At 40.8% G+C, this 23,162-nt stretch carries 22 protein-coding genes and 1 other RNA gene; 10 read left to right on the forward strand and 13 right to left on the reverse strand.

Annotated features, from left to right (window positions below; translation table 11 throughout):
- Nucleotides 1-30: 30 nt before the first annotated feature.
- The gene (locus VIM89_RS14865; protein WP_488156958.1) at nt 31-768 is read right to left on the reverse strand and encodes an electron transfer flavoprotein subunit beta/FixA family protein; all 738 of its coding nucleotides are present in this window, start codon (nt 766-768) and stop codon (nt 31-33) included.
- A 132-nt stretch (nt 769-900) separates the two neighbouring features.
- Between VIM89_RS14865 and VIM89_RS14870 the strand changes: the two genes are divergently transcribed.
- Nucleotides 901-1,239: a tetratricopeptide repeat protein gene (locus VIM89_RS14870; RefSeq protein WP_488156959.1), complete on the forward strand. Its 339-nt coding sequence runs from the start codon at nt 901-903 to the stop codon at nt 1,237-1,239.
- Nucleotides 1,240-1,340: 101 nt separating this feature from the next.
- Nucleotides 1,341-2,540 (forward strand): chromate efflux transporter, encoded by a 1,200-nt coding sequence (chrA, locus tag VIM89_RS14875; protein WP_488157072.1) that lies wholly within the window; start codon nt 1,341-1,343, stop codon nt 2,538-2,540.
- 94 nt (nt 2,541-2,634) lie between these two features.
- Here the strand turns inward: chrA and dnaB are convergent, their stop codons facing one another.
- On the reverse strand, nt 2,635-4,200 hold the full coding sequence (gene dnaB, locus VIM89_RS14880; protein ID WP_488156960.1) for a replicative DNA helicase: 1,566 nt from the start codon (nt 4,198-4,200) through the stop codon (nt 2,635-2,637).
- Nucleotides 4,201-4,489: 289 nt separating this feature from the next.
- Here dnaB and rlmB point away from each other — a divergent pair, with 289 nt between their 5' ends.
- Nucleotides 4,490-5,257 carry a 23S rRNA (guanosine(2251)-2'-O)-methyltransferase RlmB gene (gene rlmB, locus VIM89_RS14885; protein ID WP_488156961.1) on the forward strand — a complete coding sequence of 256 codons (768 nt, stop codon included), beginning with the start codon at nt 4,490-4,492 and terminating at the stop codon, nt 5,255-5,257.
- Nucleotides 5,258-5,318: 61 nt separating this feature from the next.
- Here rlmB and VIM89_RS14890 read toward each other — a convergent pair whose 3' ends face one another.
- Nucleotides 5,319-6,404: a mannose-1-phosphate guanylyltransferase gene (locus VIM89_RS14890; RefSeq protein WP_488156962.1), complete on the reverse strand. Its 1,086-nt coding sequence runs from the start codon at nt 6,402-6,404 to the stop codon at nt 5,319-5,321.
- Nucleotides 6,405-6,648: 244 nt separating this feature from the next.
- On the opposite strand from VIM89_RS14890, the gene recQ reads away from it, so the two are divergent.
- Nucleotides 6,649-8,844 carry a DNA helicase RecQ gene (gene recQ / locus VIM89_RS14895; RefSeq protein WP_488156963.1) on the forward strand — a complete coding sequence of 732 codons (2,196 nt, stop codon included), beginning with the start codon at nt 6,649-6,651 and terminating at the stop codon, nt 8,842-8,844.
- Between the two features lie 184 nt (nt 8,845-9,028).
- On the opposite strand, the gene VIM89_RS14900 is transcribed toward recQ, so the two are convergent.
- Together VIM89_RS14900 and VIM89_RS14905 are read right to left on the reverse strand one after the other, a co-directional pair.
- A complete protein-coding gene (locus tag VIM89_RS14900; protein WP_488156964.1) occupies nt 9,029-10,933 on the reverse strand; it encodes an OmpA family protein in 1,905 nt (634 codons plus the stop codon).
- Between the two features lie 43 nt (nt 10,934-10,976).
- A complete protein-coding gene (locus VIM89_RS14905) occupies nt 10,977-11,600 on the reverse strand; it encodes a 7-carboxy-7-deazaguanine synthase QueE (protein ID WP_488156965.1) in 624 nt (207 codons plus the stop codon).
- A gap of 187 nt (nt 11,601-11,787) precedes the next feature.
- Between VIM89_RS14905 and VIM89_RS14910 the strand changes: the two genes are divergently transcribed.
- The 3 genes from VIM89_RS14910 to VIM89_RS14920 are packed head-to-tail and all read left to right on the forward strand — an operon-like array spanning nt 11,788 to nt 13,346.
- A complete protein-coding gene (locus tag VIM89_RS14910; RefSeq protein ID WP_488156966.1) occupies nt 11,788-12,549 on the forward strand; it encodes a hypothetical protein in 762 nt (253 codons plus the stop codon).
- Between the two features lie 6 nt (nt 12,550-12,555).
- The gene (locus VIM89_RS14915) at nt 12,556-12,894 is read left to right on the forward strand and encodes a Rieske (2Fe-2S) protein (RefSeq protein WP_488156967.1); all 339 of its coding nucleotides are present in this window, start codon (nt 12,556-12,558) and stop codon (nt 12,892-12,894) included.
- Nucleotides 12,894-13,346, forward strand: a complete 453-nt coding sequence (locus tag VIM89_RS14920) for a hypothetical protein (protein WP_488156968.1) — start codon at nt 12,894-12,896, stop codon at nt 13,344-13,346. Before VIM89_RS14915 ends, VIM89_RS14920 begins: the two co-directional genes overlap by 1 nt.
- A gap of 90 nt (nt 13,347-13,436) precedes the next feature.
- On the opposite strand, the gene VIM89_RS14925 is transcribed toward VIM89_RS14920, so the two are convergent.
- Nucleotides 13,437-14,318, reverse strand: a complete 882-nt coding sequence (locus tag VIM89_RS14925) for a bifunctional 5,10-methylenetetrahydrofolate dehydrogenase/5,10-methenyltetrahydrofolate cyclohydrolase (protein WP_488156969.1) — start codon at nt 14,316-14,318, stop codon at nt 13,437-13,439.
- A 121-nt stretch (nt 14,319-14,439) separates the two neighbouring features.
- Nucleotides 14,440-16,227 carry a translation elongation factor 4 gene (lepA, locus tag VIM89_RS14930; protein WP_488156970.1) on the reverse strand — a complete coding sequence of 596 codons (1,788 nt, stop codon included), beginning with the start codon at nt 16,225-16,227 and terminating at the stop codon, nt 14,440-14,442.
- 218 nt (nt 16,228-16,445) lie between these two features.
- On the opposite strand from lepA, the gene VIM89_RS14935 reads away from it, so the two are divergent.
- Complete coding sequence (locus VIM89_RS14935) at nt 16,446-16,847, forward strand: hypothetical protein (protein WP_488156971.1); 402 nt, start codon at nt 16,446-16,448, stop codon at nt 16,845-16,847.
- Nucleotides 16,816-17,112, forward strand: a complete 297-nt coding sequence (locus VIM89_RS14940) for a hypothetical protein (RefSeq protein ID WP_488156972.1) — start codon at nt 16,816-16,818, stop codon at nt 17,110-17,112. Before VIM89_RS14935 ends, VIM89_RS14940 begins: the two co-directional genes overlap by 32 nt.
- Before the next feature lie 3 nt (nt 17,113-17,115).
- Here the strand turns inward: VIM89_RS14940 and VIM89_RS14945 are convergent, their stop codons facing one another.
- The 3 genes from VIM89_RS14945 to rnpB all read right to left on the reverse strand — a co-directional run bounded on the left by VIM89_RS14945 (nt 17,116) and on the right by rnpB (nt 20,342).
- Nucleotides 17,116-18,405 (reverse strand): DNA polymerase Y family protein, encoded by a 1,290-nt coding sequence (locus VIM89_RS14945; protein WP_488156973.1) that lies wholly within the window; start codon nt 18,403-18,405, stop codon nt 17,116-17,118.
- 80 nt (nt 18,406-18,485) lie between these two features.
- The gene (locus tag VIM89_RS14950) at nt 18,486-19,865 is read right to left on the reverse strand and encodes a sigma-54-dependent transcriptional regulator (RefSeq protein ID WP_488156974.1); all 1,380 of its coding nucleotides are present in this window, start codon (nt 19,863-19,865) and stop codon (nt 18,486-18,488) included.
- A gap of 112 nt (nt 19,866-19,977) precedes the next feature.
- Nucleotides 19,978-20,342, reverse strand: an RNA gene (gene rnpB / locus VIM89_RS14955) — RNase P RNA component class A.
- A 103-nt stretch (nt 20,343-20,445) separates the two neighbouring features.
- Here rnpB and VIM89_RS14960 point away from each other — a divergent pair.
- Nucleotides 20,446-21,621 carry a hypothetical protein gene (locus tag VIM89_RS14960; RefSeq protein WP_488156975.1) on the forward strand — a complete coding sequence of 392 codons (1,176 nt, stop codon included), beginning with the start codon at nt 20,446-20,448 and terminating at the stop codon, nt 21,619-21,621.
- Here the strand turns inward: VIM89_RS14960 and VIM89_RS14965 are convergent, their stop codons facing one another.
- Genes VIM89_RS14965 through VIM89_RS14975 form a run of 3 tightly spaced genes read right to left on the reverse strand, consistent with a single transcriptional unit; the run spans nt 21,622 to nt 23,107 of the window.
- On the reverse strand, nt 21,622-22,041 hold the full coding sequence (locus VIM89_RS14965) for a c-type cytochrome (RefSeq protein ID WP_488156976.1): 420 nt from the start codon (nt 22,039-22,041) through the stop codon (nt 21,622-21,624).
- Nucleotides 22,038-22,697, reverse strand: a complete 660-nt coding sequence (locus VIM89_RS14970) for an SCO family protein (protein ID WP_488156977.1) — start codon at nt 22,695-22,697, stop codon at nt 22,038-22,040. The genes VIM89_RS14965 and VIM89_RS14970 overlap by 4 nt, the downstream gene beginning before the upstream one ends.
- Nucleotides 22,694-23,107 carry a hypothetical protein gene (locus VIM89_RS14975; protein ID WP_488156978.1) on the reverse strand — a complete coding sequence of 138 codons (414 nt, stop codon included), beginning with the start codon at nt 23,105-23,107 and terminating at the stop codon, nt 22,694-22,696. Before VIM89_RS14975 ends, VIM89_RS14970 begins: the two co-directional genes overlap by 4 nt.
- Nucleotides 23,108-23,162 lie beyond the last annotated feature (55 nt).

The raw sequence follows: 23,162 nt of genomic DNA on the forward strand, positions 1-23,162 counted from the left end.
TAATGATCCGGTTCGTAAAATCTATTTAAATTATATCACTTTGGCTTCGGTGTGTAATAGACCGATCAATTTCTCTGCTTCATTGGCGGCTACCAGTTTCACTTGTCCGCGAGGTGCTGGTGTTTCATAGCTCAAGATTTCCGAATTATTTTTTACTTCAGCAGCTTCTACCACATTCAGCGGTTTGGTGCGTGCCGACATGATACCGCGCATATTGGGTATTTTCGGTTCAGCAACGCCTTCAGCCGTGCCGGCTACAAACGGGAAAGGTATTGTCAGTACTTCCTTGCCGCCTTCAATCTCACGTTCTACTGTGCCTTTATCGCTATCTACATCCAGTTTTTTTATGATCGATACTGATGGAATATCCAAAAGCTCGCCCAGCATACCTGCTACTTTTGAGCCATTGTAATCAATCGACTCCCTTCCTGTTAAAATCAGGTCGAAAGCATTTTGTTTCGCATATTGTGCAATTTGATAGGCTACAAACCACGCATCATGTGGTTTAGCATTAATACGAACAGCATCATCAGCACCGATAGCCAGTGCTTTACGTATAGTAGCTTCGGTACTTGCTTCTCCTACATTGATCACCGTAACTGATCCTTTACCGCCCTCGGTTAGCTCAATAGCCCTCGATAATGCAATTTCATCGTAAGGATTCAGGATAAACTGAACGCCGTTTGTATTAAATTGGGTGTTATTATCGGTAAAAGTTATTTTTGTCGTCGTATCAGGAACATTACTTATACATACCAGTATCTTCATCAGGCTGTCGTTTTAAATTGGCAAATGATCTTTACAATGTGTGTTATGGTTTTATACTTTTACTCATGAACACACCAAATGGTTTTCATGAAATAGGTTTCGCAAATTTAGATAAAAAAGAGAGAGTTTAAAATGCAGTCGAGCCGATTAGAAAAGCTGTTGGAATTTTTACAGAACGAACCAAATGATGAATTCCTGCAATATGCACTGGCAACCGAATACCTGAGGTTGAATGATACTGAAAAAGCCTTACAGTATTACGAGAACCTGGTAAAAAATCACCCGGATTATGTAGGAACCTATTATCATCTCGGCAAATTATACGAGGCCCTGAACCGCAAAGATGATGCGATAAGCACCTATGAGAAAGGAATGGAAACAGCTAAACGAAAAAGAGATAATCATGCTTTTTCTGAGCTACAGGCTGTATACCGTGAAGCTACAGGTTGGGACGAAGACGACGATTATTAAATGTTCATTTGTTCATTGGCCATTTGTTCATTAGTATTGAATAGCTGAGTGAACTATGTAAGACAAACAAACCAATGAACTATTGAACCAATGAACCAATGATGAGGAAACGTCAACTACTGTTTATTCGTGATGTGCTGATCTACACCTTCACCGCCTTTGGCGGGCCGCAGGGGCATATAGCCATTCTATTGCGTGAATTTGTAGAAAAACGCCGCTACATTACCGAACAGGAGTTGATGGAACTGAATGCATTGGCCCAAATATTACCGGGACCTTCATCTACCCAAACACTCGTTGGTATAGCATGGAAAGTAGGAGGGTTGAGGCTATCAATCATCACCTTTTTGATATGGATATGTCCTTCGGCGGTTATTATGGGAATAGCGGCTATCAGTTATAAAATGTTCCTAACGCATGCGAAATTTAACGATATACTCCGCTTCGTGCAGCCTATTGCTGTGGGGATAGTGGGCTACGCCACATATACCTTTGCTGTAAAATTCCTGAAAACGAAGGTAACCACCATGCTGGCTATAGGGGCACTTATTGCTACTTTGATATTACAAAACGCCTATGCCTTCCCGATACTGGTTTTATTAGGCGGAATTATCTCATCGGCATTGGAAACTCAACCACAGGAAAGCGAACTTCGTGTGAGTCTGTTTGCTAATATAAACCCTAATAAAATGTTTTATTTTATAGGTATTCTGCTTGCGTTTGCTGCTTTGGGTGCTATTATCAATCAAACTTCACCATTTAGCTTACCTATACGTTTGTTCGAAAACTTTTATCGAAACGGTATCCTCATTTTTGGGGGAGGGCAGGTACTTGTACCGCTGATGTATACTGAGTTTGTGGAAGTAAAGCACTATTTAGGAGCCTCTGAATTCCTGTCCGGATTTGCTTTGCAGCAAGCCTTGCCGGGACCGACATTCTCATTTACCTCGTTTATCGGCAGCATGACCTTAGGCAATAAAGGTTTTGGCTTATGGGGGCAAATCCTGGGCAGTGTGATTGCTGTGATCGGTATAAACCTGCCGGGATTGATACTGATATTATTTATTGTACCATTTTGGGAAGACCTAAAAAAAATTACCCGTATCCGTAATTCGCTAAGCGGTATCAGCGCCGTGGCTGTTGGCTTTATGGCGACGGCATTGATCTTATTAACCAGACCATTTGGAGCGAACTTGATGGCTTATGGATTGATGATTGGCTCTTTCGCTCTGCTGTACTTTACTAAAGTAAAAACCCCGATCGTTATTGTAATCGGGGTTGTTTTGGGGTTGATATTTTGAGATTGGTTGTAGAAGTTGGAAAAGTTGTAGTTGTTGTAGAAGTTGGATCGTTTTTAACTTTCACAACCTTTTCAACTCTTACAACTATTTCAACTTAAAACGGAGCATCATCATCATCAATTTCATTTGCTCTTGACGGACGGATGATGAAGTTACTTGGTTTGTCAAAATCCTGCGATGGTGTTAAACCAGCAAATGCACTGCCACCTTGCGGCGAAAAGTCTCCCATACCCTGATCCAAATCCTGGAATTTCACGAACTTACCTACGAATTTCAATCGCACAATACCAGTTTCACCGTTACGGTGTTTGGCTATGATTACTTCACCTACACCATTTGTCGGATTGCCGTTTTCATCTTCCGTCATACCGTAGTATTCAGGACGGTAAAGGAACAATACCATATCCGCATCCTGCTCGATTGAACCGGATTCACGTAAATCCGATAGCATTGGGCGTTTAGAAGCACCCGGCCTGTTTTCTACCGCACGACTCAACTGCGATAGTGCTATAACCGGAACGTTCAACTCTTTCGCCACAGACTTTAAAGCACGGGATATACTACCGATTTCCTGCTCACGGTTGCCGCCACCTTTGCCATCGGCCTTACCCTGCATTAGCTGCAGGTAATCAATGATGATTAACTGTATATCATGCTGAGATTTTAAACGACGGCATTTTGCCCGGAACTCGAAAATATTCAGTGCCGGAGTATCATCTATAATGAGGGGTGCCTGTTCAAGTCTCCCTATTTTGGAGTGTATCTGTTGCCATTCCCATTCTTCAAGGGTTCCTTTACGGATTTTCTCTTGTTCGATCTCGGTTTCACCGGATATCAGACGGTTAACCAACTGTATTGACGACATCTCTAAGGAGAACACCACAACCGGACGGTTAAAATCAACAGCAGCATTACGCGCGCAGCTTAATACGAAAGCTGTTTTACCCATTGCAGGGCGGGCAGCTATAATTACCAGGTCGGATTTCTGCCACCCGGAAGTCATCCGGTCAAGCTCGGTAAAGCCAGATGCAACACCGGTAAGGCCGTCCTTTTTATCTTTTAATGCCTCAATTTCCTTCAGCGTCTCGTGCATAATATCATCCATCTTGCGGGAATCGCGGCGAAGGTTGTTTTGCGCGATATCAAATAAGTTCTTTTCGGCTTTGTCCAATAGATCAAGCACATCTGAGGTGTCTTCATAAGCACTATTGATCACCTCGGTTGAGATGCGGATCAGTTCGCGCTGGATGAATTTTTGAATGATGATACGCGAGTGGTACTCAATATTCGCAGCTGAAGCCACGCGGTTGGTGAGCTCGGTGATATAATAGGCACCACCGATCATTTCCAATTCACCGAACTGGCGTAACTGTGCTGTCACAGTAAGAATATCCACCGGCGATGTCTTTTCAAACAGGTACCGTATCGTCTTGAAGATTTTCTGGTGACTGTCTTTATAAAAAACCTCGGGCTTAAGAATATCGATTACAGAAGATAATGCATCCTTCTCGAGCATCAGTGCACCGAGCACCGCCTCTTCCAAATCGACTGCCTGAGGCGGTAACTTACCGAGACCGCCGTAGGGTGTTGGGTTAGTAATTCTGCTTCGTCTTTCATTGGTAGTGGGCTTGTTGTAAGGGTTATCGTTCTCCAGAATCATAACCCAAAAATATACGAAAAAATCACGATTTAACTCTGCCTTTAAAACTTTTTTCAGAGATTTTATGAAAGGCTAAACTGACAAATAAATAAATAATTTGTAAATAATTAATTAACAGTGATTTGTTGAAAAATTTAATTTATCGCTGTAAATCAGTCACTATGTATACTTGTTGGTAAATAATACTGCTCACATACACTTTAAAAAATTGATAAAAATACTATAGATTTTAAGCGTATTGCAATATGATTAATATGGCTAATTTTACCCCCTCAAGAACTTATAAATAATGGCTTATCATAACCGCGAAAGCAGGGAAAATAATCAAATGGTTTTTGGCATTCGTGCTGTAATAGAGGCAATTCGTTCGGGGAAGGAGATCGAGTCACTGTACATACAACGAGGCATTGGAGGAGGCTTGCTTAACGAGCTGAAGATACTCATACATGAATATGGGATTGTCGGTCAGCAAGTACCTGTAGAAAAACTAAACCGTATCACCCAAAAGAATCACCAGGGGGTGATAGCTGTTATTTCGCCGATTGTTTACCAGAAGATAGAAAATATTATTCCCGAAATATTTGAAAAAGGGGAGACACCATTGATATTAGTTCTGGATGGCATCACAGACGTACGCAATATGGGGGCCATTGCCCGCACCGCTGAGTGCGCCGGCGTGCACGCTATTGTGATACCTGCCAAAGGCTCGGCGCAAATCAATGCCGATGGTATAAAAACATCTGCAGGAGCCTTATATAAAATCCCGGTTTGCCGCCATGATAATTTTATGCAGACTATCCGCTTTCTGCAGGAGTCAGGCCTGCAACTGGTGTGCTGCACTGAAAAAACGAAGGATGATATTTACAACCCCGATTATACTTCGCCAACAGCTATTATTATGGGTTCTGAAGAAGATGGCATCCGCAACGAGATTATTCGTATTTCTGATCATCTGGCTAAAATTCCAATGTTCGGAGAGATCGAATCACTGAATGTATCGGTGTCGACAGGAGTTATTTTATATGAAGCGGTAAGGCAGCGATCAGTGACTAGTTAATCAGTAATCAGTTAAACAGGTTCCTCCTGATAACTGATTACCGGTTAACTGATCACTAACCTCAAATATACTTCGTCCCAAACCTGGACTTCACATCAGCTACTACCTGTTTTACATTTTGTTCCTGGTCGCGTGGGCAGATGAGGAGGGTGTTGTTTGATTCTACTACGATGTAATCGTGCAGACCTTGTAAAATTACCAGTTTATCGCCGGGTACGTTCACCATGCAGTTGGATGAATCGTACATGATCACTTTTTCAGAAGGAATAACCACGTTGCCTACATAATCTTTCTCAGCCAGTTGGTAAATAGACGCCCAGGTACCCAGATCAGACCAGCCAAACTCTGAAGGCAGCACATATACGTTGTCTGCTTTTTCCATTATTCCATAGTCGATAGAGATATTGGTGCATTGCAAATAAGCTTTATTAATGTGATTTCGTTCATTATCAGAATTATATACCGGTTTTGCATCGGCAAATATTTCGTTCATTTCCGGTAGGTAACGATTGAATGCTTTCAGTATAGCATCCGCTGACCATATAAATATACCGGCGTTCCACAAGAAGTCGCCGCTTTGAATAAAGGTTTTGGCGATATCCAAAGTTGGCTTTTCAGTAAAAGTTTTAACCTTATGAAAATCCTCACCCAATATCTGGTCAGTGTACTGAATATAACCATAACCGGTGTCAGGACGTGAAGGCATAATGCCCAAGGTTATCAGGCACTGGTTTTCTGTGGCAATTTTTAGTGATTTTTCAATGGCCGTGATAAATGCTGCTTCGTCTAATATCAGGTGATCCGACGGCGCCACAACAATGGATGCGTTCGGATTAATACTTTCTATCTTAAAACAACCGTAGGCAATGCAAGGCGCAGTATTACGCATCACAGGCTCGGTCAACACCTGTTGATCTGCTATGTCCGGCAACTGTGTTTTTACAAGGTCGAGGTAATTTTCATTGGTAACAATGTAGATATTTTCTTTTGGGCAAATCTTTAAAAATCTTTCGTAAGTATTCTGTATCAATGTTTTGCCTGTGCCCAGTATATCGATAAATTGTTTAGGATGTGATGTTCTGCTAATCGGCCAGAAACGGCTTCCGATACCGCCGGCCATGATGATAGCATAGTAGTCTTTATTCATATTTGTTTTAAAAGAATTTTATTGCTGTAAACTAACGGCAAAAATGTAGAATATTCTGTAAATAATATACTAAATAAAATTACATAAAGTACATCTGATTTTAACCTGTTTTAAAACGGAGCAATAAAATAAATTGTTTTCATTTTAAAATCATTTTTGTATAAAATTTTAAACAAAACCCGTCGTTTATTTATAAAAATTTGTTATTTTGAGTTTTAAATTATAATAAAGGATAAGTTGTATAATGATTGAAACAAAACGGTCGCTTTTTGACAACTTGCAGAACTTTTTCGGGTTCGATAACTTCAAAGGAGAGCAGGAAGCGATTATTACCAATATCCTTGCCGGAAACGACACATTCGTGATCATGCCAACCGGCGGGGGTAAATCCATGTGTTACCAGCTACCTGCATTGATGAGCGACGGAACAGCGATTGTGATCTCGCCATTGATTGCGTTGATGAAAAACCAGGTAGACCAACTAAGGGCTTTTGGCGGCTCTGACAGCATCGCCCACTTTCTGAACTCCTCACTTACCAAGGCCGAGATAGCCCGGGTAAAGGAAGATGTGCTTGGCGGCAAAACTAAACTCTTATACGTTGCACCTGAATCATTAACCAAGCAGGAAAATGTAGATTTCCTAAGACTTAATCATGTTTCCTTCGTTGCAGTTGACGAAGCGCATTGTATTTCTGAATGGGGCCACGACTTCAGACCCGAATACCGCAAAATAAGGCAAGTGATCAGCAATATTGGCGAAGGGATTCCAATCATCGCCCTTACTGCTACCGCAACACCTAAAGTTCAGCAGGATATTCAAAAGAACCTGCAGATGAACAATGCAACGGTGTTCAAATCATCCTTTAATCGTTCGAACCTTTTTTATGAGGTTAAAGCAAAGCGCAATGTGTTAAAGGAGATCGTAAAATTTGTAAAACAAAACCCTGGTAAGTCAGGGATTATATATTGCCTGAGCCGTAAAAAGGTTGAAGAAGTTGCAGAAGCACTTAACCTGAACGGCGTTAGAGCTTTACCTTACCACGCCGGACTCGATTCAAAAGTACGCGCCGATACACAGGATAAATTCCTGATGGAAGATGTGGATGTGATTGTTGCGACCATCGCCTTCGGTATGGGTATCGATAAACCGGATGTTCGTTACGTAATTCACCATGACATGCCAAAGAGTATGGAGGGGTATTACCAGGAAACCGGTCGTGCCGGACGTGATGGTGGTGAGGGCGTTTGTGTGGCCTTCTATTCTGAAAAGGATATCGATAAGCTGCAAAAATTCATGAAAGATAAACCGGTTTCTGAGCGTGAGATCGGTACGCAGATATTGAAGGAGGTAATTGATTATGCGGAATCATCTGTATGCCGCCGTAAACAATTGCTGCACTACTTTGGTGAGAACTTTAACGAGGCCGGATGTAATAACATGTGCGACAACTGTTGCGCACACAAAGAGCATTTTGACGGCGAAGAACATCTGCATAAAGTATTGAGCCTGATCAAACAATTTGGTGAGAAGTTTGACGATGCCCACATCATCAGTGTGTTGATGGGCAAGGATAACCCGCAGGTACATAATTATGAGCATCATTTGCTGGATGTATTCGGTTCCGGTAAAGAACAAGGTGAAAATCTGTGGAATTCACTTTTAAGGCAAGCCCTGTTGAACAATTATGTTTCTAAGGATATTGATCAGTACGGTGTATTGCGTTTGACCAAGTTAGGTAACTCGTTCCTTGAAAACCCGCACAGCATTCGTTTCATTATGAACAGACCTATGGGCGCTACTGATGACGATGATGATGCAGAAGGACCAAAACAAGGTGGTGGAGCATTAGATGCCGAATTATTGCAAATGTTGAAAGACCTTCGCAAGAAAATTGCCAAGCAAAAAGGTTTGCCGCCATTCGTGATATTCCAGGACCCTTCACTAGAGGAAATGTGCACACATTATCCTATCACCACAGAAGAGTTGAAACAAATATCAGGAGTAGGAGCAGGCAAAGCCATGAAGTTTGGCGCACCTTTTATTGACCTGATCAAGAAATATGTTGAAGATAACGAGATAGACCGCCCGATAGATATGGTGATTAAGAGTGCAGCCAATAAATCTGCGCTTAAGGTTTACATCATCCAGAATATCGACCGCCATTTGAACCTGGAAGATATTGCGGCTTCAAAAGGTCTTACCTACGAAGAAATATTGCGCGAGGTGGAGTCTATTGTCAACTCCGGTACAAAATTGAACCTGAACTACTTTATCGATGAAGTTATCGATGAAGACAAACAGGAAGAAGTATTTGATTACTTTAAATCAGCCGAAATAGACTCGATCGATGATGCGTTGGTTGAATTAGGCGCCGATGATTATACCCGCGAGGAAGTGCAATTGATGCGTATCAAGTTTATGTCTGAAATGGGTAATTGATTTTAAGGTGAAAGGCTAAAGGCGAAAGGTAAATAGTTTTGTTCTTTCGATAAAATAAGCTGGTTTAATACCGGCTTTTTTTATAATGTAATATCTTTAGGTGAATTGATCAGTTAAATGTAAGCAGCTCAACAATATAACGACATTAAATACCTTTGTCCTTTCGCCTTTTAGCCTTTCACCTCTACTTCGCCACAATCTTAAACTCCGTTCTACGGTTCTTGCTACGGTTCTCATCATTATCATTAGGCGCTATTGGCTGAGTTTCACCATAGCCTTTATAAACAAGGCGGTCTGCCTGTACACCGTTTCCTAATAGATATTGATAAACGGCTTTAGCCCTGTTTTCAGAGAGTATTTGGTTGGATTGCGCGGTTCCGACATTATCGGTATGCCCTGAAACCTCGATCTTAATCGTTGGGTTTAACTCTAAGAAGTCAATCAATTTTCGCAACTCTGGTTTTGATTCATCTTTGATGTCCCATTTGTTGGTATCAAAAAATATGTTTTTCAATACTACCTTATTGCCTACTTCAATAGGTTGCAGCAATGCTTCAATGTCAAATGGATTCTTATCATTGTGTCCAATCAATGAAAAATTTGCAGAATAAAATAAATAACCGGGTCTGGAAACATTAAGCCCGTAATTATGACCAGTTGTTAATGTTGCGAGGAAATCACCCTTGTCCTCTGAACTGTAATCCTGGAATACAGGTTTATCACTCGCCAGGTCAATTATTTCTACTGCTGATTCCAATGGCTGTTTGGTCACCGCATCTTCCACAATACCTTTTACATAGGTTACGAGGTGTGGTCTTAGTTTGGCAGGCAACTCGAATGTGTAAATATCGAAGCCACCGACTCCGTTTAGATTATTGGATGAAAAGAAAGCATAATTACCGTTTGCAGTAAGCGTTAGCCCATTCTCATCACCGCTTGAATTGATAGGATAGCCCAGGTTCTCCGGCTTCTGCCATTTGCCATCTTTACCTAATCTGCTAACAAATAAATCCTTTCCACCTAAACCCGGCCAGCCGTTCGAACAAAAATAGAGTGTGCTATCATCCGGGTGAATAAAAGGAGATTGCTCATCAAATGAAGTATTAATATTAGGGCCAAGATTTTCCGGTTCAGACCAGCCCTTGTCGGTCAAATTTGATTTCCAGATATCATAACCGCCATAACCACCTTTACGGTTACTTACAAAATAAAGTGTACGGCCATCAGAACTAATAGATGGCTGTGCTTCCCATCCCGGTGTATTTACCGGTGGACTGATATCAAATGGTTTGCTCCAGCCCTGACCTTTCTTTTGGGATATGTAAATATCACAGCGCCCCAATCCATCCGGACGGTTACATCCGGTAAAGAACAATACTTTCCCATCCTGCGACAGAGATAATGCACCTTCGTTATATTCGGCTGAATTAATATTTTCACTTAAAGGCATTGCCGGTTGCCATTTGCCGTCTATCTTAACGCTTTTATAAAAATCTTCATTGTTATTAATTTTCCTTGTAAAGATGATGGTGCTTTCATCAGCAGTAAGTGCAGGGAAGTATTCGTCGTCAGCAGTATTGATCTCAGGACCTAAATTAACCGGCTTAAACTCTACCGGGTGCTGAAGTGCATCTAAACTAAAATTGCAATCCTTTAAAAGTTTCTGCCCTAAAAAAGTGCTTTGAGGTGTTAGATGATCAGTATATGTTAAATATTTTTCGAGATGCTGCTTGGCATCGGCATATGCGGCTAAGTGTATCTCACAATCACCTATCTTAAAATAGATGGATTCGTTAAATTCAGGATTTAGCTTTAGACATATCCGGTATTGGTCTACAGCTTCTTTATATTTCCATTCCTTACGGTAAACGTCGGCTAATTGGGCATGAGCCTCTATAAATTTAGAATCCTCATCAATGGCTTTTAATAACTCAGCTACAGCCTCATCATACATATGATCGTCCAGGTTCTGATGGGCAAGGGCATAATGCTTTATGGCCTGCTCGTTAGTGGTGGTGTACTGTCTTTCCTGGGCAGATAAAGAGATAAAGAGGGATAAAAAAAATACCGATAAGAAAAAAACTTTCATTGTAGGTAATTAATACGGTATTTAATATCCTAAGTTACGCGTTTTAAGGAATATTCAAATATTTATGGGTTTGCAGGGATATTTCCCACCTTGGATTGTTCATTACATAGTCCACTATAAGAGGCGTCATTTCCTTTGCCTTGGACCATTCAGGCTGCAAATAGAGCTTGCAATCAGGCGACACTAATTTGGCATGCTCCTCGGCCCAGGCAAAATCCGATTTATTAAAAACGATCACTTTAAGTTCATCAGCATGTACCGCTATACCCGGTGAAGGCGATTTAAATTTCTTAGGCGACAGGCATATCCAATCCCAATTACCGGAAAGGGGATAAGCTCCCGAAGTCTCAATAAATGTTTTAATGCCCCTCTGCTGTAATTGAGCAGTAAGATAATCAAGGTTATATAACAAAGGCTCGCCGCCGGTAACTACTACTGCTTTTGAAGGGTATTTTGAAGCGTTTTCGACGATTTGGTCGGCGGTAGTCAATGGGTGAAGTTCGGCATCCCAGCTTTCCTTTACATCGCACCAGTGGCAGCCTACATCGCATCCGCCAAGACGGATAAAATAAGCGGCTTTACCGGTATTAAATCCTTCGCCTTGTATTGTATAAAACTCTTCCATTAAAGGAAGCAATGTGCCATCTTCCGGAACCTGGTGTGCCATAATCAGGCGGCAAAATTACTTTTTTAAGCCGATACCGGGAAATGGAATAGCAGAATGTGTATGGTTTTTACTTTAAAAGGATAAACTTAAAAATAAGAGTATCAATAGGTTCTTTTTCAGTGGATTATTTGTGTTTTTCACTTTTAAAAGTCAGTTTAATTTTTTATTATTACTTAAATTCTTAGTTATGAAAAAACTCTACAGTTTGACTGTTGTTTTGGTGATTTTTTGCCTGACATCGTGTGTAGATGTAGAGGAACATTACGACTTTAAAGCTGACGGTTCATGCAAGGTTGCCTACAGTTTTGACATGAGCAAAGCGGTGTCAGTACTGATGAACCTGATGTCGGACTCGGTAAAAGCAACCCCCCAGTTTGCTGTTGTAAAAGATACCACGCTCAATTTTTATAGTGCTTTACCAGACAGTACACAACAGCGAATGACGCTGGATGAAAGCAATCTTGCAAAAAGCAGCAACCTGAATGTAAAGATGAATCTTCAGAAAAGCCTGATGAAGATCAGCATCACCCATGATGCAAAGGATGCTGCCGACCTGCAATATTATTTGCGGAATATTTCAAGAATAGAATCTCACAGTGATCTTAAAGGAGTAACCAAGGATAAGAATACCCGCGACTTTGACGCCAGTCAGTTAATAAGCGGACAGGATTATTATACGTATGAAGTGAGTCCGCATAAGTTTTACCGTATTATCGATAAAGCTAAATTCAATGCTTTCCTGAAGAAGACGCAATCCACCTTTGCTATGGCAAAAGCCATGCTGATTGATATGCCCTACAAAGTGATCCTGAATTTTGCCAAGCCTGTGAAGAAAGTAAATAACCCAAAAGCAGTGCTCTCAGCCGACAGGAAAAGGGTTATCCTCCAAACCAATATGGATGAAATTATAAAAAATCCTAACGTAATGAATTTAAAGATCGACTTTTGATCTATTATGACCTGGTACCCAATACCTGATATACAACTCACCGGAAAACCGTTTATAAAAAAAGTAAAAGCAGGGGGCAAAACGCTCTGCCTGGTAAGTGTTGATGATAAAGTATATGTGCTTGGAGCCCGATGCCCTCATGCGGGCGGCGACCTGACGCAAGGATGGTGCAAAGAAGGAAAACTTATTTGCCCCTTGCATCGTTATTCATTTAATCTCGAAACCGGTAAAGGAAGCGAGGGACAGAATGACTATATCGAAAGTTACCCTGTTGAGATAAGGGACGGTGTGATCCACGTAGGTATAAGTTCATTCTGGGATAAGTGGAAACAAGCATTTAAGTGATGAGTATTACAGAGATCGATTACCTGACAAAAGATTTTTACCAGGCAATCAGTTTTGACCATTCAGCGCCACCGGATTTTACACCGGTAAAGATATTATTTTACGGAACAGGTATGCTGATCAATAATACCTTCAGTAAACCTATAACCTTTACTGCCGAAAGCTTTATAAAAGCAATGGAATCACAAGTTGCTGATGGAGCCATAGAGCAGTTTATGCAGAGGGAACTGCACTCTAACACTGAAATATTTGGCAAGGTTGCTCACCGCATCAGTATGTATGAATACAATTTTGCCGACCATGAGATGCCAAAGTTGCCGCGTGGTATCAATTTTATTCAGTTTGTGCAGATAGACGGTCACTGGCGCATCCTCTCAATGGCCTGGAGCGATGAAAATGAAAATCATTTGATACCGGAAGAGTATTTGGTTGATAGTGTTAGTGTTGGTTGAACTGGTTTTAGTAGTTGTATTGGTTGTATTGGGCGAAAAATATAAATCTTCCAACTATTTCAACCAATATAACCTTTACAACCAATACAACTAAGAATAAACTTCTTTCTTAGCTGAAGCCAAGGTATTTTTAAGTAGCCCAATAATAGTCATCAACCCAACACCACCGGGAACAGGAGTGATCCAGGATGACTTTGGAGCTACGTTCTCAAAATCGACATCGCCATACAGCTTATAGCCGGATTTGGTTACAGTTGATACTTCGCGGTTCATACCCACGTCGATCACAATTACACCATCTTTTACCATATCAGCAGTAATGAAGTTCTTTTTGCCGATGGCTACGATCAGGATATCTGCTTGTAGGGTATAATCTTTAATATTAGGCGTGCGGCTGTGACAAATGGTGACAGTGCAATTACCGGGTTGAGTATTACGGGCCATCAAAATGCTCATCGGTGAGCCTACGATATTGCTTCGGCCAACTACTACGCAATGCTTACCCGTAGTATCAATGCCATATTCTTTCAGCATCAACGTGATACCATAAGGTGTGGCAGGAATAAAAGATGGCAAATTACGCTGCATACGGCCAAGATTAATAGGGTGGAAGCCATCAACATCCTTGCGGTGATCGATCTGTTCGGTTACTTTCTCCGGGTCAATATGTTTTGGTAAAGGTAGTTGAACAATAATACCGTCAATATCCGGATCAGCGTTTAACTCAGCTACTTTTTTAAGCAGATCTTCTTCCGTTACATCGCTTTCATAACGCACCAGGGTAGACTTAAAACCCACCTTTTCGCAGTTCTTCATCTTGCTGGCTACATAAGTTTCACTGCCGCCGTCATGACCAACAAGTACTGCTACCAAATGTGGCTTGCGACCGGTATTTACTAAAATTTTGGCTGCTTCCTCAGCTATTTCGCCCTTTAATTTTTCTGATACGTATTTTCCGTCGAGTAGATTCATTTTCTAAGATTTGAGATTTGAGATATGAGATTTGAGATAAACCCAAAAATCAATTCAAATCCTATTTATTGTTAATATGCAGATTTGATCTCACGTCTCAAATCTCATATCTCACATCTAATTAATCAAGTTTCAACACCGCCATAAACGCCGATTGCGGTATTTCCACATTACCTACCTGGCGCATGCGTTTTTTGCCTTTTTTCTGTTTCTCTAACAGCTTACGCTTACGCGAAATATCACCACCATAACATTTTGCGGTAACGTCCTTACGTAAAGCTTTAACTGTTTCACGAGCGATGATCTTGGCACCGATAGATGCCTGTATGATGATCTCGAATTGCTGACGGGGTAATAATTCTTTCAGCTTTTCGCATATCTTTTTACCGAAATCGTAAGAGTTGCTGCGGTGGATCAGTGATGATAAAGCATCAACAGGTTCGCTGTTCAGACGTATATCCAAGCGCACTAAATCAGATTGACGATAACCTATCTGGTGATAATCAAACGAAGCATAACCTTTAGAGATGGTTTTCAATTTATCATAAAAGTCGAACACAATCTCGCCCATTGGCATCTCGAAGATCAATTCAACACGATCCGAAGTAAGGTAGGATTGGTTTTTAATAAAACCACGTTTCTGGATACATAGCGACATTACCGGGCCTACAAATTCGGCTTTAGTGATGATAGTTGCTTTGATGTATGGTTCCTCTACATAATCCAGTTTGCTCGGATCAGGCAGATCTGATGGATTATTTACATGTAGTTCTTCGCCCTTGGTAGTATAAGCCTTGTATGATACGTTGGGAACGGTGGTGATAACCGTCATATTGAACTCCCGTTCCAGGCGTTCCTGGACGATTTCCATATGCAGCATCCCCAGGAAGCCGCAACGGAAACCAAAGCCCAAAGCAGCAGATGACTCTGGTTCGAAAACAAGGGATGCATCGTTTAACTGCAGCTTAGCCATGGACTCGCGAAGCTCTTCATAGTCTTCCGTATCTACCGGGTAAATGCCGGCAAATACCATCGGCTTTACTTCCTCAAAACCTTGTATGCCGCTTTCACATGGGCGTTCTACCTGTGTTATGGTATCGCCAACCTTTACTTCACGCGCTTCTTTTATGCCTGAGATGATGTAACCAACATCGCCTGTTTTTATAACGTCTTTAGGTACCTGGTTTAGTTTTAACGTGCCTACTTCGTCTGCAAGATATTGCTTTTCGGTAGCTACGAATTTTACTTTATCGCCCTTCCTGATCTCGCCATTTACGACTTTAAAGTAAGCGATGATCCCACGAAATGAATTAAATACCGAATCGAATATCAATGCTTGTAATGGAGCCTGCGGATCGCCGACAGGAGCGGGAACACGTTCTACAATTGCCCGCAGGATGTCATGAACACCCATACCGGTTTTTCCGGAAGCGGCGAGAATTTCTTCGCGTTTGCAACCCAGCAGATCAACTATCTGATCTTTTACTTCCTCTGGCATAGCGCCGGGAAGGTCCATTTTATTTAATATAGGAATAATCTCCAGATCGTTTTCTAAAGCCAGGTAAAGGTTTGATATAGTCTGCGCCTGAATACCTTGTGCCGCGTCTACAATCAATAAAGCGCCTTCGCAGGCGGCAATAGAGCGGGAAACTTCGTATGAAAAATCCACGTGTCCGGGGGTGTCGATCAGGTTCAGAACATACTTTTGACCGTCAAGAATATAATCCATTTGGATAGCATGGCTTTTGATGGTGATACCGCGCTCACGTTCCAGATCCATGTCGTCAAGCAATTGTGCCTGCGATTCGCGTTGGGTAATGGTGTTGGTATATTCTAGTAACCGGTCGGCAAGTGTACTTTTACCGTGGTCGATATGTGCTATAATACAGAAATTACGAATGTGCTCCATTTGAAGCGCAAAAATAGCTTTTTAAGGTGACATTTTGGAATGCCGTTTTGAATTACCTATTTTGAGGATATGACTGTCAATGTCAGGCTTTTATCACATCCGGAAAGGGAATTTAGTACAACAATAAGCAAGGTTGAGCTTGTTGGTGGCGGAAGCATCAATCAAATTGTTTGAAACAATATTTGTGATATATTTGTGCCAGACAAAGCCTTATTGCAATGAAAAAACTTTTACTGTTTATATTCCTCTGTGTTTTCTTTAAAATATCTGCCTTTTCCCAGGATTTCCAGGTTGATGAGGGGAAATTTATAAGCGAAACTCAAAAAATGAGCAATGAAAATCATGTTCTTAAGCTTGTTTGGTGGATCCCGGTTGATTTTTGGCAGGTTGTAGCGGGTAAAAACGCTAACATATCAAAAGCTCAATTGGATCAGATTGTCACCATATTAAAGGATTATAACATAGTTGCTGCTCTGGATGGTAAAATGGGAGCACTAGGGGATGTACAATACCAGGATTTGGAAGTACTTCAAAATAGTATTTACCTGCAAGATAAGAATGGGGTAGTGTATAAGCCGCTGAAGGATAGTGAAAAATGCAAGTACCAAAAACCTGGTTGAAATAATGAAGCCGATGATCGCAAATATGATGGGCAAAATGGGTCAGAATTTTCGGTTTTTTGTATTCCCGGCATTCGACAAAAACAAGGTATTGATAGCTGATCCGAGAAAACCAGGGACACTTACCATAGGGTTGACTAATGATGCTTTTAAGTTTAAATTACCTTTAGAATCTATATTAAAACCTAAAAAGTGCCCGATAGACGGCGAAACGATGTCGGGCTCATGGATGTATTGTCCATGGCATGGGGTAATACTGAATTAAAAATTAACCCATTGCCTTATAATCTAAATCAGTAAGATCTTTTACCGATCCGAATCCAATTACATCTTTGATCACTTTACCGTCGGTCATCTCTACGGCACGTACCAGTTTGTCCGAACCGAATTTATCTTTTATCTCGTGCATGGTTTTAAGGGCTGTTTCCTTACGGTCCATGTCATCAAACAAACTATAGAGCATATTGCCATTATTCACAAAATTGGTCACGGCTACGCGCATTTGGGTGATGCTGGTATTAAACACAGGGTCTGATCCGCTGGCTTGCTCGAATTTTTCTACCCGCAGGCGTATCATCCGCATCAGGCTTATTGCATCCTGAACAGGGATAGTAATACTAAAACCATCATCCCAACGGCTGCCATCTTCATACACTGCTGTAAAAGCAATAGCTTTACAGTAAAATTTGTGGTTTACCATGCGCTTTTCCAATGTGAGGCAAAGCGTCATAAATAATTGATCGATATACTCGATATGCTTTCGTTTTTCCTTTGATATTTGGCGCATGGCTTGCATGCCACGATAATCGTGGGCAACAATATTTGTTTCGACAAAATTGAGCCGGTAATGCCAGAAAACGCCTTCAATGCCTTTAAAAATTGCTTTTAATTTATGTGGACCGGCATAACGCATTTCAAGCGGAGTATTTACGCCGGCACGTTCCAAACGATAACACATATTGGCTCCGATGCCCGGCAGATCACCCAGCTTAAGCTGCTTCAGAACTTCATCAATATTGTCCTTTGTGATTAGCATTAACCCATCGCCTTTTTTTCCGATAACCGAGCCCAGTTTGGCCAAAAAGGCATTAGGAGCAACGCCAATAGAGCAGGTGAGCCAATCGCCTACGTTGGTTAAAATGTCCCGTTTTATTTTCCATGCAATGGCAACCGGGTCTTTGTAGAGGTATTCATAATTCCCGAGGTTGACAATGGCTTCATCAATACTTTTAGGTACCACATCCTGGCAATACTGCCGCAGCACATTGATGATCTTAGTATGAAACTGGCGGTAACGATCAGGATTGCTTTCAACCGGAACGAGGTCGGGGCAAATTTTTATAGCGTCGTTCAGGCGCATGCCAGCTTTCAGGCCCCGGGCTTTGGCCTCGGTCGACAGTGAGATAACACATCCGTATTTACCGGTATATACACAAACCCCAACAGGCCGGTTGCGTAGCCAGTAATTAACCTGCTGTTCGCAACGGGCAAAAAAACTGTTCATATCTATAAACAGTACCCGCGGCTCGTGCTTTACCTGTACCGAGTTCTGATTCACAAAACAAATTTGCTAATATTTTTAGCATTAGCAAACTGTTTTATCAAAAAAATTATCAGGAAAGGAGAGAGGATAAGGAATTATTCCCCCCGTTTCAACCCAAACTTCTCTATCTTACTATACAAATGACTGCGTTGAATATCAATATCATCCGCAGTTTTTGACACGTTCCAGTTGTTCTTTTCAAGTTTGAATTTGATATACTCGCGCTCGGCATAATCCTTATACTCCTGGAAATTGGCAAACTGATCGAAATCTGTTTGCGGAGCGGCCGATGCACCGCTGGACATTGGAACAACGGCTGAGGGGTTGGCAAAAGCTCTTACATCATTATCGGTAATTATTTTGTCGCTGAGGATGATCAGGCGCTCAACCATATTTCGCAGTTCACGGATATTACCTGTCCATGGTAATTTCTTTAGCTCCTCAATAGCAGCTTCGGATATTTTTTTAGGCGGCATACCATAATCGTTGCAGATCTCCTCAATAAAGTTTTGGGTGAGCATGCCGATGTCATCTCTGCGTTCCGAAAGTGGTGGTACGTGAATCAGGATCACGCTTAAGCGATGATACAAGTCCATACGAAAATTGCCCAGTTCAATCTCTTTAAGCAAGTCTTTATTGGTTGCAGCAACCACACGTACATCAACATCTATTTCTCTTTCGCCGCCTACGCGGGTTATTTTGTTTTCCTGTAAAGCACGTAGTACTTTAGCTTGTGCCGAATGACTCATGTCGCCGATCTCATCCAGGAACAAAGTACCCCCATGAGCTGATTCAAACTTGCCAATGCGCTGTTTGACTGCCGATGTAAAGGAACCTTTTTCGTGCCCGAACAACTCGCTTTCGATCAGTTCAGATGGGATGGCTGCGCAGTTCACTTCAATCAGAGGTGCACTGGCGCGATTTGATTTCTCATGCAGCCAACGAGCGACCAATTCTTTACCACTGCCATTTGCTCCAGTGATCAGTACCCGGGCATCAGTAGGAGCAACACGATCAATAGTCTCTTTGATTCTTTGGATAGGTTGTGAGCCCCCCAGTATAGGACGAACTTTAGAAACCTTGCGTTTTAAAACCTTCGCTTCAGAAACCAGGTTACCACGGTCTAAAGCGTTTCGGACTGTAATCAGTAAACGGTTAAGATCAGGTGGTTTTGAAATAAAGTCGAATGCGCCTTTTTTGCTTGCTTCGACAGCGGTTTCAACCGTTCCGTGACCGGATATCATGATAAAAGGCAGGTCGGGTTTTATGGCAAGTCCTTCCGTAAGCACTTCCATACCGTCCATGCGGTTCATTTTGATATCACATAAAACCAGGTCGTAATTGTTTCTTTGGATAAGATCCAGGCCATCGATGCCATTATCTACATCTTCAACCTCGTAATCCTCATATTCCAATATTTCGCGCAGGGTGCTGCGGATTGCCCGCTCATCGTCAATAATTAAAATTTTAGCCATGTTTTTTATAAGTTCGGTAGAATGATAACGTGCTAAGTTATAAAATTGTATAGAAAAGCAAACACTTTTCAAATAAAAAATAACCCCTTCACTTTCAGGAAAAGGGGCTAAATTCAGCAGCAAAGCTATAAGCCGGGTTCTGTCGTGTTCTATCATTGATCTGGCCCTGCCATTGCTGACAGGTTCAAGCAACCTACCCATCCTGGTGACCGCCGAAACGATACAGAAGCGAGCAGCTTCATTTCCAGGATCTATTTGGTCTTTCAACTCCTGAGGTTTACCGCGATCCCTGTCGCCAGGAAAAGCCGTGAGCTCTTACCTCACGTTTTCACCCTTGCCCAATCGAAACCAGGCGGTTTATTTTCTGTGGCACTTTCTGTCGTCGGCTGAACGGCGCCTTCCCGTTAGGAAGCAGGATGCTCTGTGTTGCCCGGACTTTCCTCTCATATTGCTACGAGCGATAGAACGATTTGCAATTGCAAAGTTCGATTAAAAAATCTATTATCTAAAATATTAATGAATCTGATAATATGCACGTAAGTAAAGAGTATATATTTGTAATACTATAAACCTAATTCACATGAAACTTGCTTTTAAAATACATTTTATTACTCTCGCATTTTTGCTGATTGACTTTTCTATTTGCGAGGCACAGTTTATTAATCCTTTTTTTCAAAATTTTGAGATTGCAAATCATAAAATCTATGTTTTACATGCCGATGGTATACTCAAAGTTTTCGATGAAAATGGAAAACCATTAGAGGAGTATGCACGAAAACCAAGAATAAAAATACTAACAAAAGACCGATTAAATAATATAGTCATAGTTGACAGCACAAACTGTGTCAAAAGGTTAGATTTAAATAACAGATGGACAAAAATATTTTCTTATAGTAATAGAATGTTATATGGATTAGCCTTTAACAAAACTAATAATCTATTCTTAATCACTGGCAAAGGAATACTTGATGTAAAAAGCAAAAACATTTATATGCCTGAAAAGAAATTCTATCACTCAGAATGGGCTCATGGGACAGATCGAGGGTGGGGATCAGAAAGAACCCATATTACACCTTATATTGATAATGATGACAACATGTGGTTTGCATTTGATCATGGTGAATGGGGGCGTGATTTATTTATCTGGAATACAGAAAAAGGTAATTTTATTTCGTTTACGAAACCAATTATTATACCTATTTATGAGTCAAAAGATCATATTTTTTCCAAAACGAGCAGTGATCTGTTGGGCATTAACCAAAGCCTTTTACAATTTAATAAGGTATATGATGAAAAAGGAAATGTGATTGATTATAATATCTCCGAGATATATGATTCTGAAAACGATGAAAGCTTACAAGCTGCAAAAAGAAGTCACGACAAACCGTTAAATTTTGACCATAAAAAAGGCGTAGATCTAAAATCTTATAATTTTTATATTGGACCATTTGCCTTTAATCCAATTGATAACAAACTTAATATACTAACCAGCGAAGGCTTGTTTGTTGCTGACCGTTTAAGTAAAAACTTAAAATTCGAAAATTTACGACGCATAAAGGACTTTGATTTTCCAAAAGAGGTTACAAAAGCTTATGAATACTATGATGACAAAAAAGAAGAAATAGAATTTACTATTAACGGTTATCCGCAAAATGTGACAAAATTGCAATTCAATTCAAAGGGAGGTATTGTTATGCTTTTACCACATTATGGTCTGTGGCTTTTTGATGGAAAAATATTGAGAATTTTAGAATAATTACCTACAACCGACTAAATTCTTTTGCACCGACTGCTCATCAATCGTACTCAGTTTATTACCGAATGAATTGCCGATATAGGTTAATACCTGGGCAATTTCTAGGGGTGACAGATCATTGGCAGGCATAGCGTCTTCAAAAGTTTTGCCTTTTATTGTGATCTGCCCTTTTAAACCATTTTTGACATAGCAGGGTAATGAGCTTACATTCTTTCTTAAGAAAGTCGAATCAGAAAGGAGAGGGATAAGTGCTGATAAACCTTCTCCATTGGTACCATGGCAGTTTTGACAATGTTGCTGATAAACCAATGCGCCGGATGAGTAATAGCGTTTGAACTCTAAATTTTCATCGCTTTGACAGGCTGTAATAAACAGAATAGCCACAAAAACGATCAGACTACCGGCTAATTTCCAACTCATTGTACAATCATTTGATCAGGTTCAGCCTGTAATGTTTTGATGTCAGCTATTAATTGATCTACTTGTTTCGGATCAGTACCGTCGTATGAACCCCGGATGCGTTTCTGTTTATCTATCAACACAAAATATCCGGCATGGATGTAGCCACCTGCAGCGCTGCTATCTTGTTTTACTGCAACCAGGTAATTCTTTTCGGCAATGGTATAAATGTCTTCCTTTTTACCTTGCAAAAACCACCAGGTATTTCCCGTAATGCCGAGTTTATCGGCATATTTTTTCAGAACAGGTACGCTGTCATGTTTTGGATCGATGGTGTGGGATATGATCTTAAAATCGCCTGTGTTCTTAAATGTTTCATACACCTTTAACATATTGCGGTGCATAATCGGGCAGATAGAAGGACAGGTGGTAAAAAAGAAATCAACCACGTAAATATTTCCGTTCAGGGTTTTATTGCTTATGCTATCACCATATTGATTGACAAACTTAAACGGTGGAATAGTTTGATAAATAGTATCGGTTACCTGTTTCCCGTCAACCATTTTGGTTACAGGCTTACGATTACCATAAATAGGCAATGCTTTTTTATCTGAACCGGATTTACAGGCGCCCCACAACAATATCGCTGCAAACCCTATTATTAATATATTTCTCATTTTGATCTGCTTGAGAGGTATTTGGTAGATTCATCAATGGCTGCATTCATTAGTGAATCAACTGATTTGATACTCTTTTCCTGTTCATTATAATACTTCACAATCTCATCATGTGATTTATTATTCATAACGTCAGGATCAAATTTATGCATCCAAACTTCCATTGCTTCGTCTGCCGCTTTTAATTTTAAGTCTACCGCTTTCATATTTGTCTTTTCGGCAGTATCTTTTGCAGGCAACTTCAACAGACTGTCCAACGTCATTTTGTTTTTCATCAGGATGTCGTCCTTATTCATTATTTTATCGTGGACCTTTAATATTTTATCCAGGAGTTCTTTTTCCTGCTTTTTGTTATCAGAACAAGCAACAAAAGCAAGGCTTGCAAGAAGTATTACAGATAGTTTCTTCATAATGATGTATTTCGGCTCAAAAGTAAGGTTTAAACGGTAAATGCGATGTGTATTA

The organism is Mucilaginibacter sp. (genome assembly GCF_036568825.1).
Classification (GTDB): Bacteria; Bacteroidota; Bacteroidia; order Sphingobacteriales; family Sphingobacteriaceae; genus Mucilaginibacter.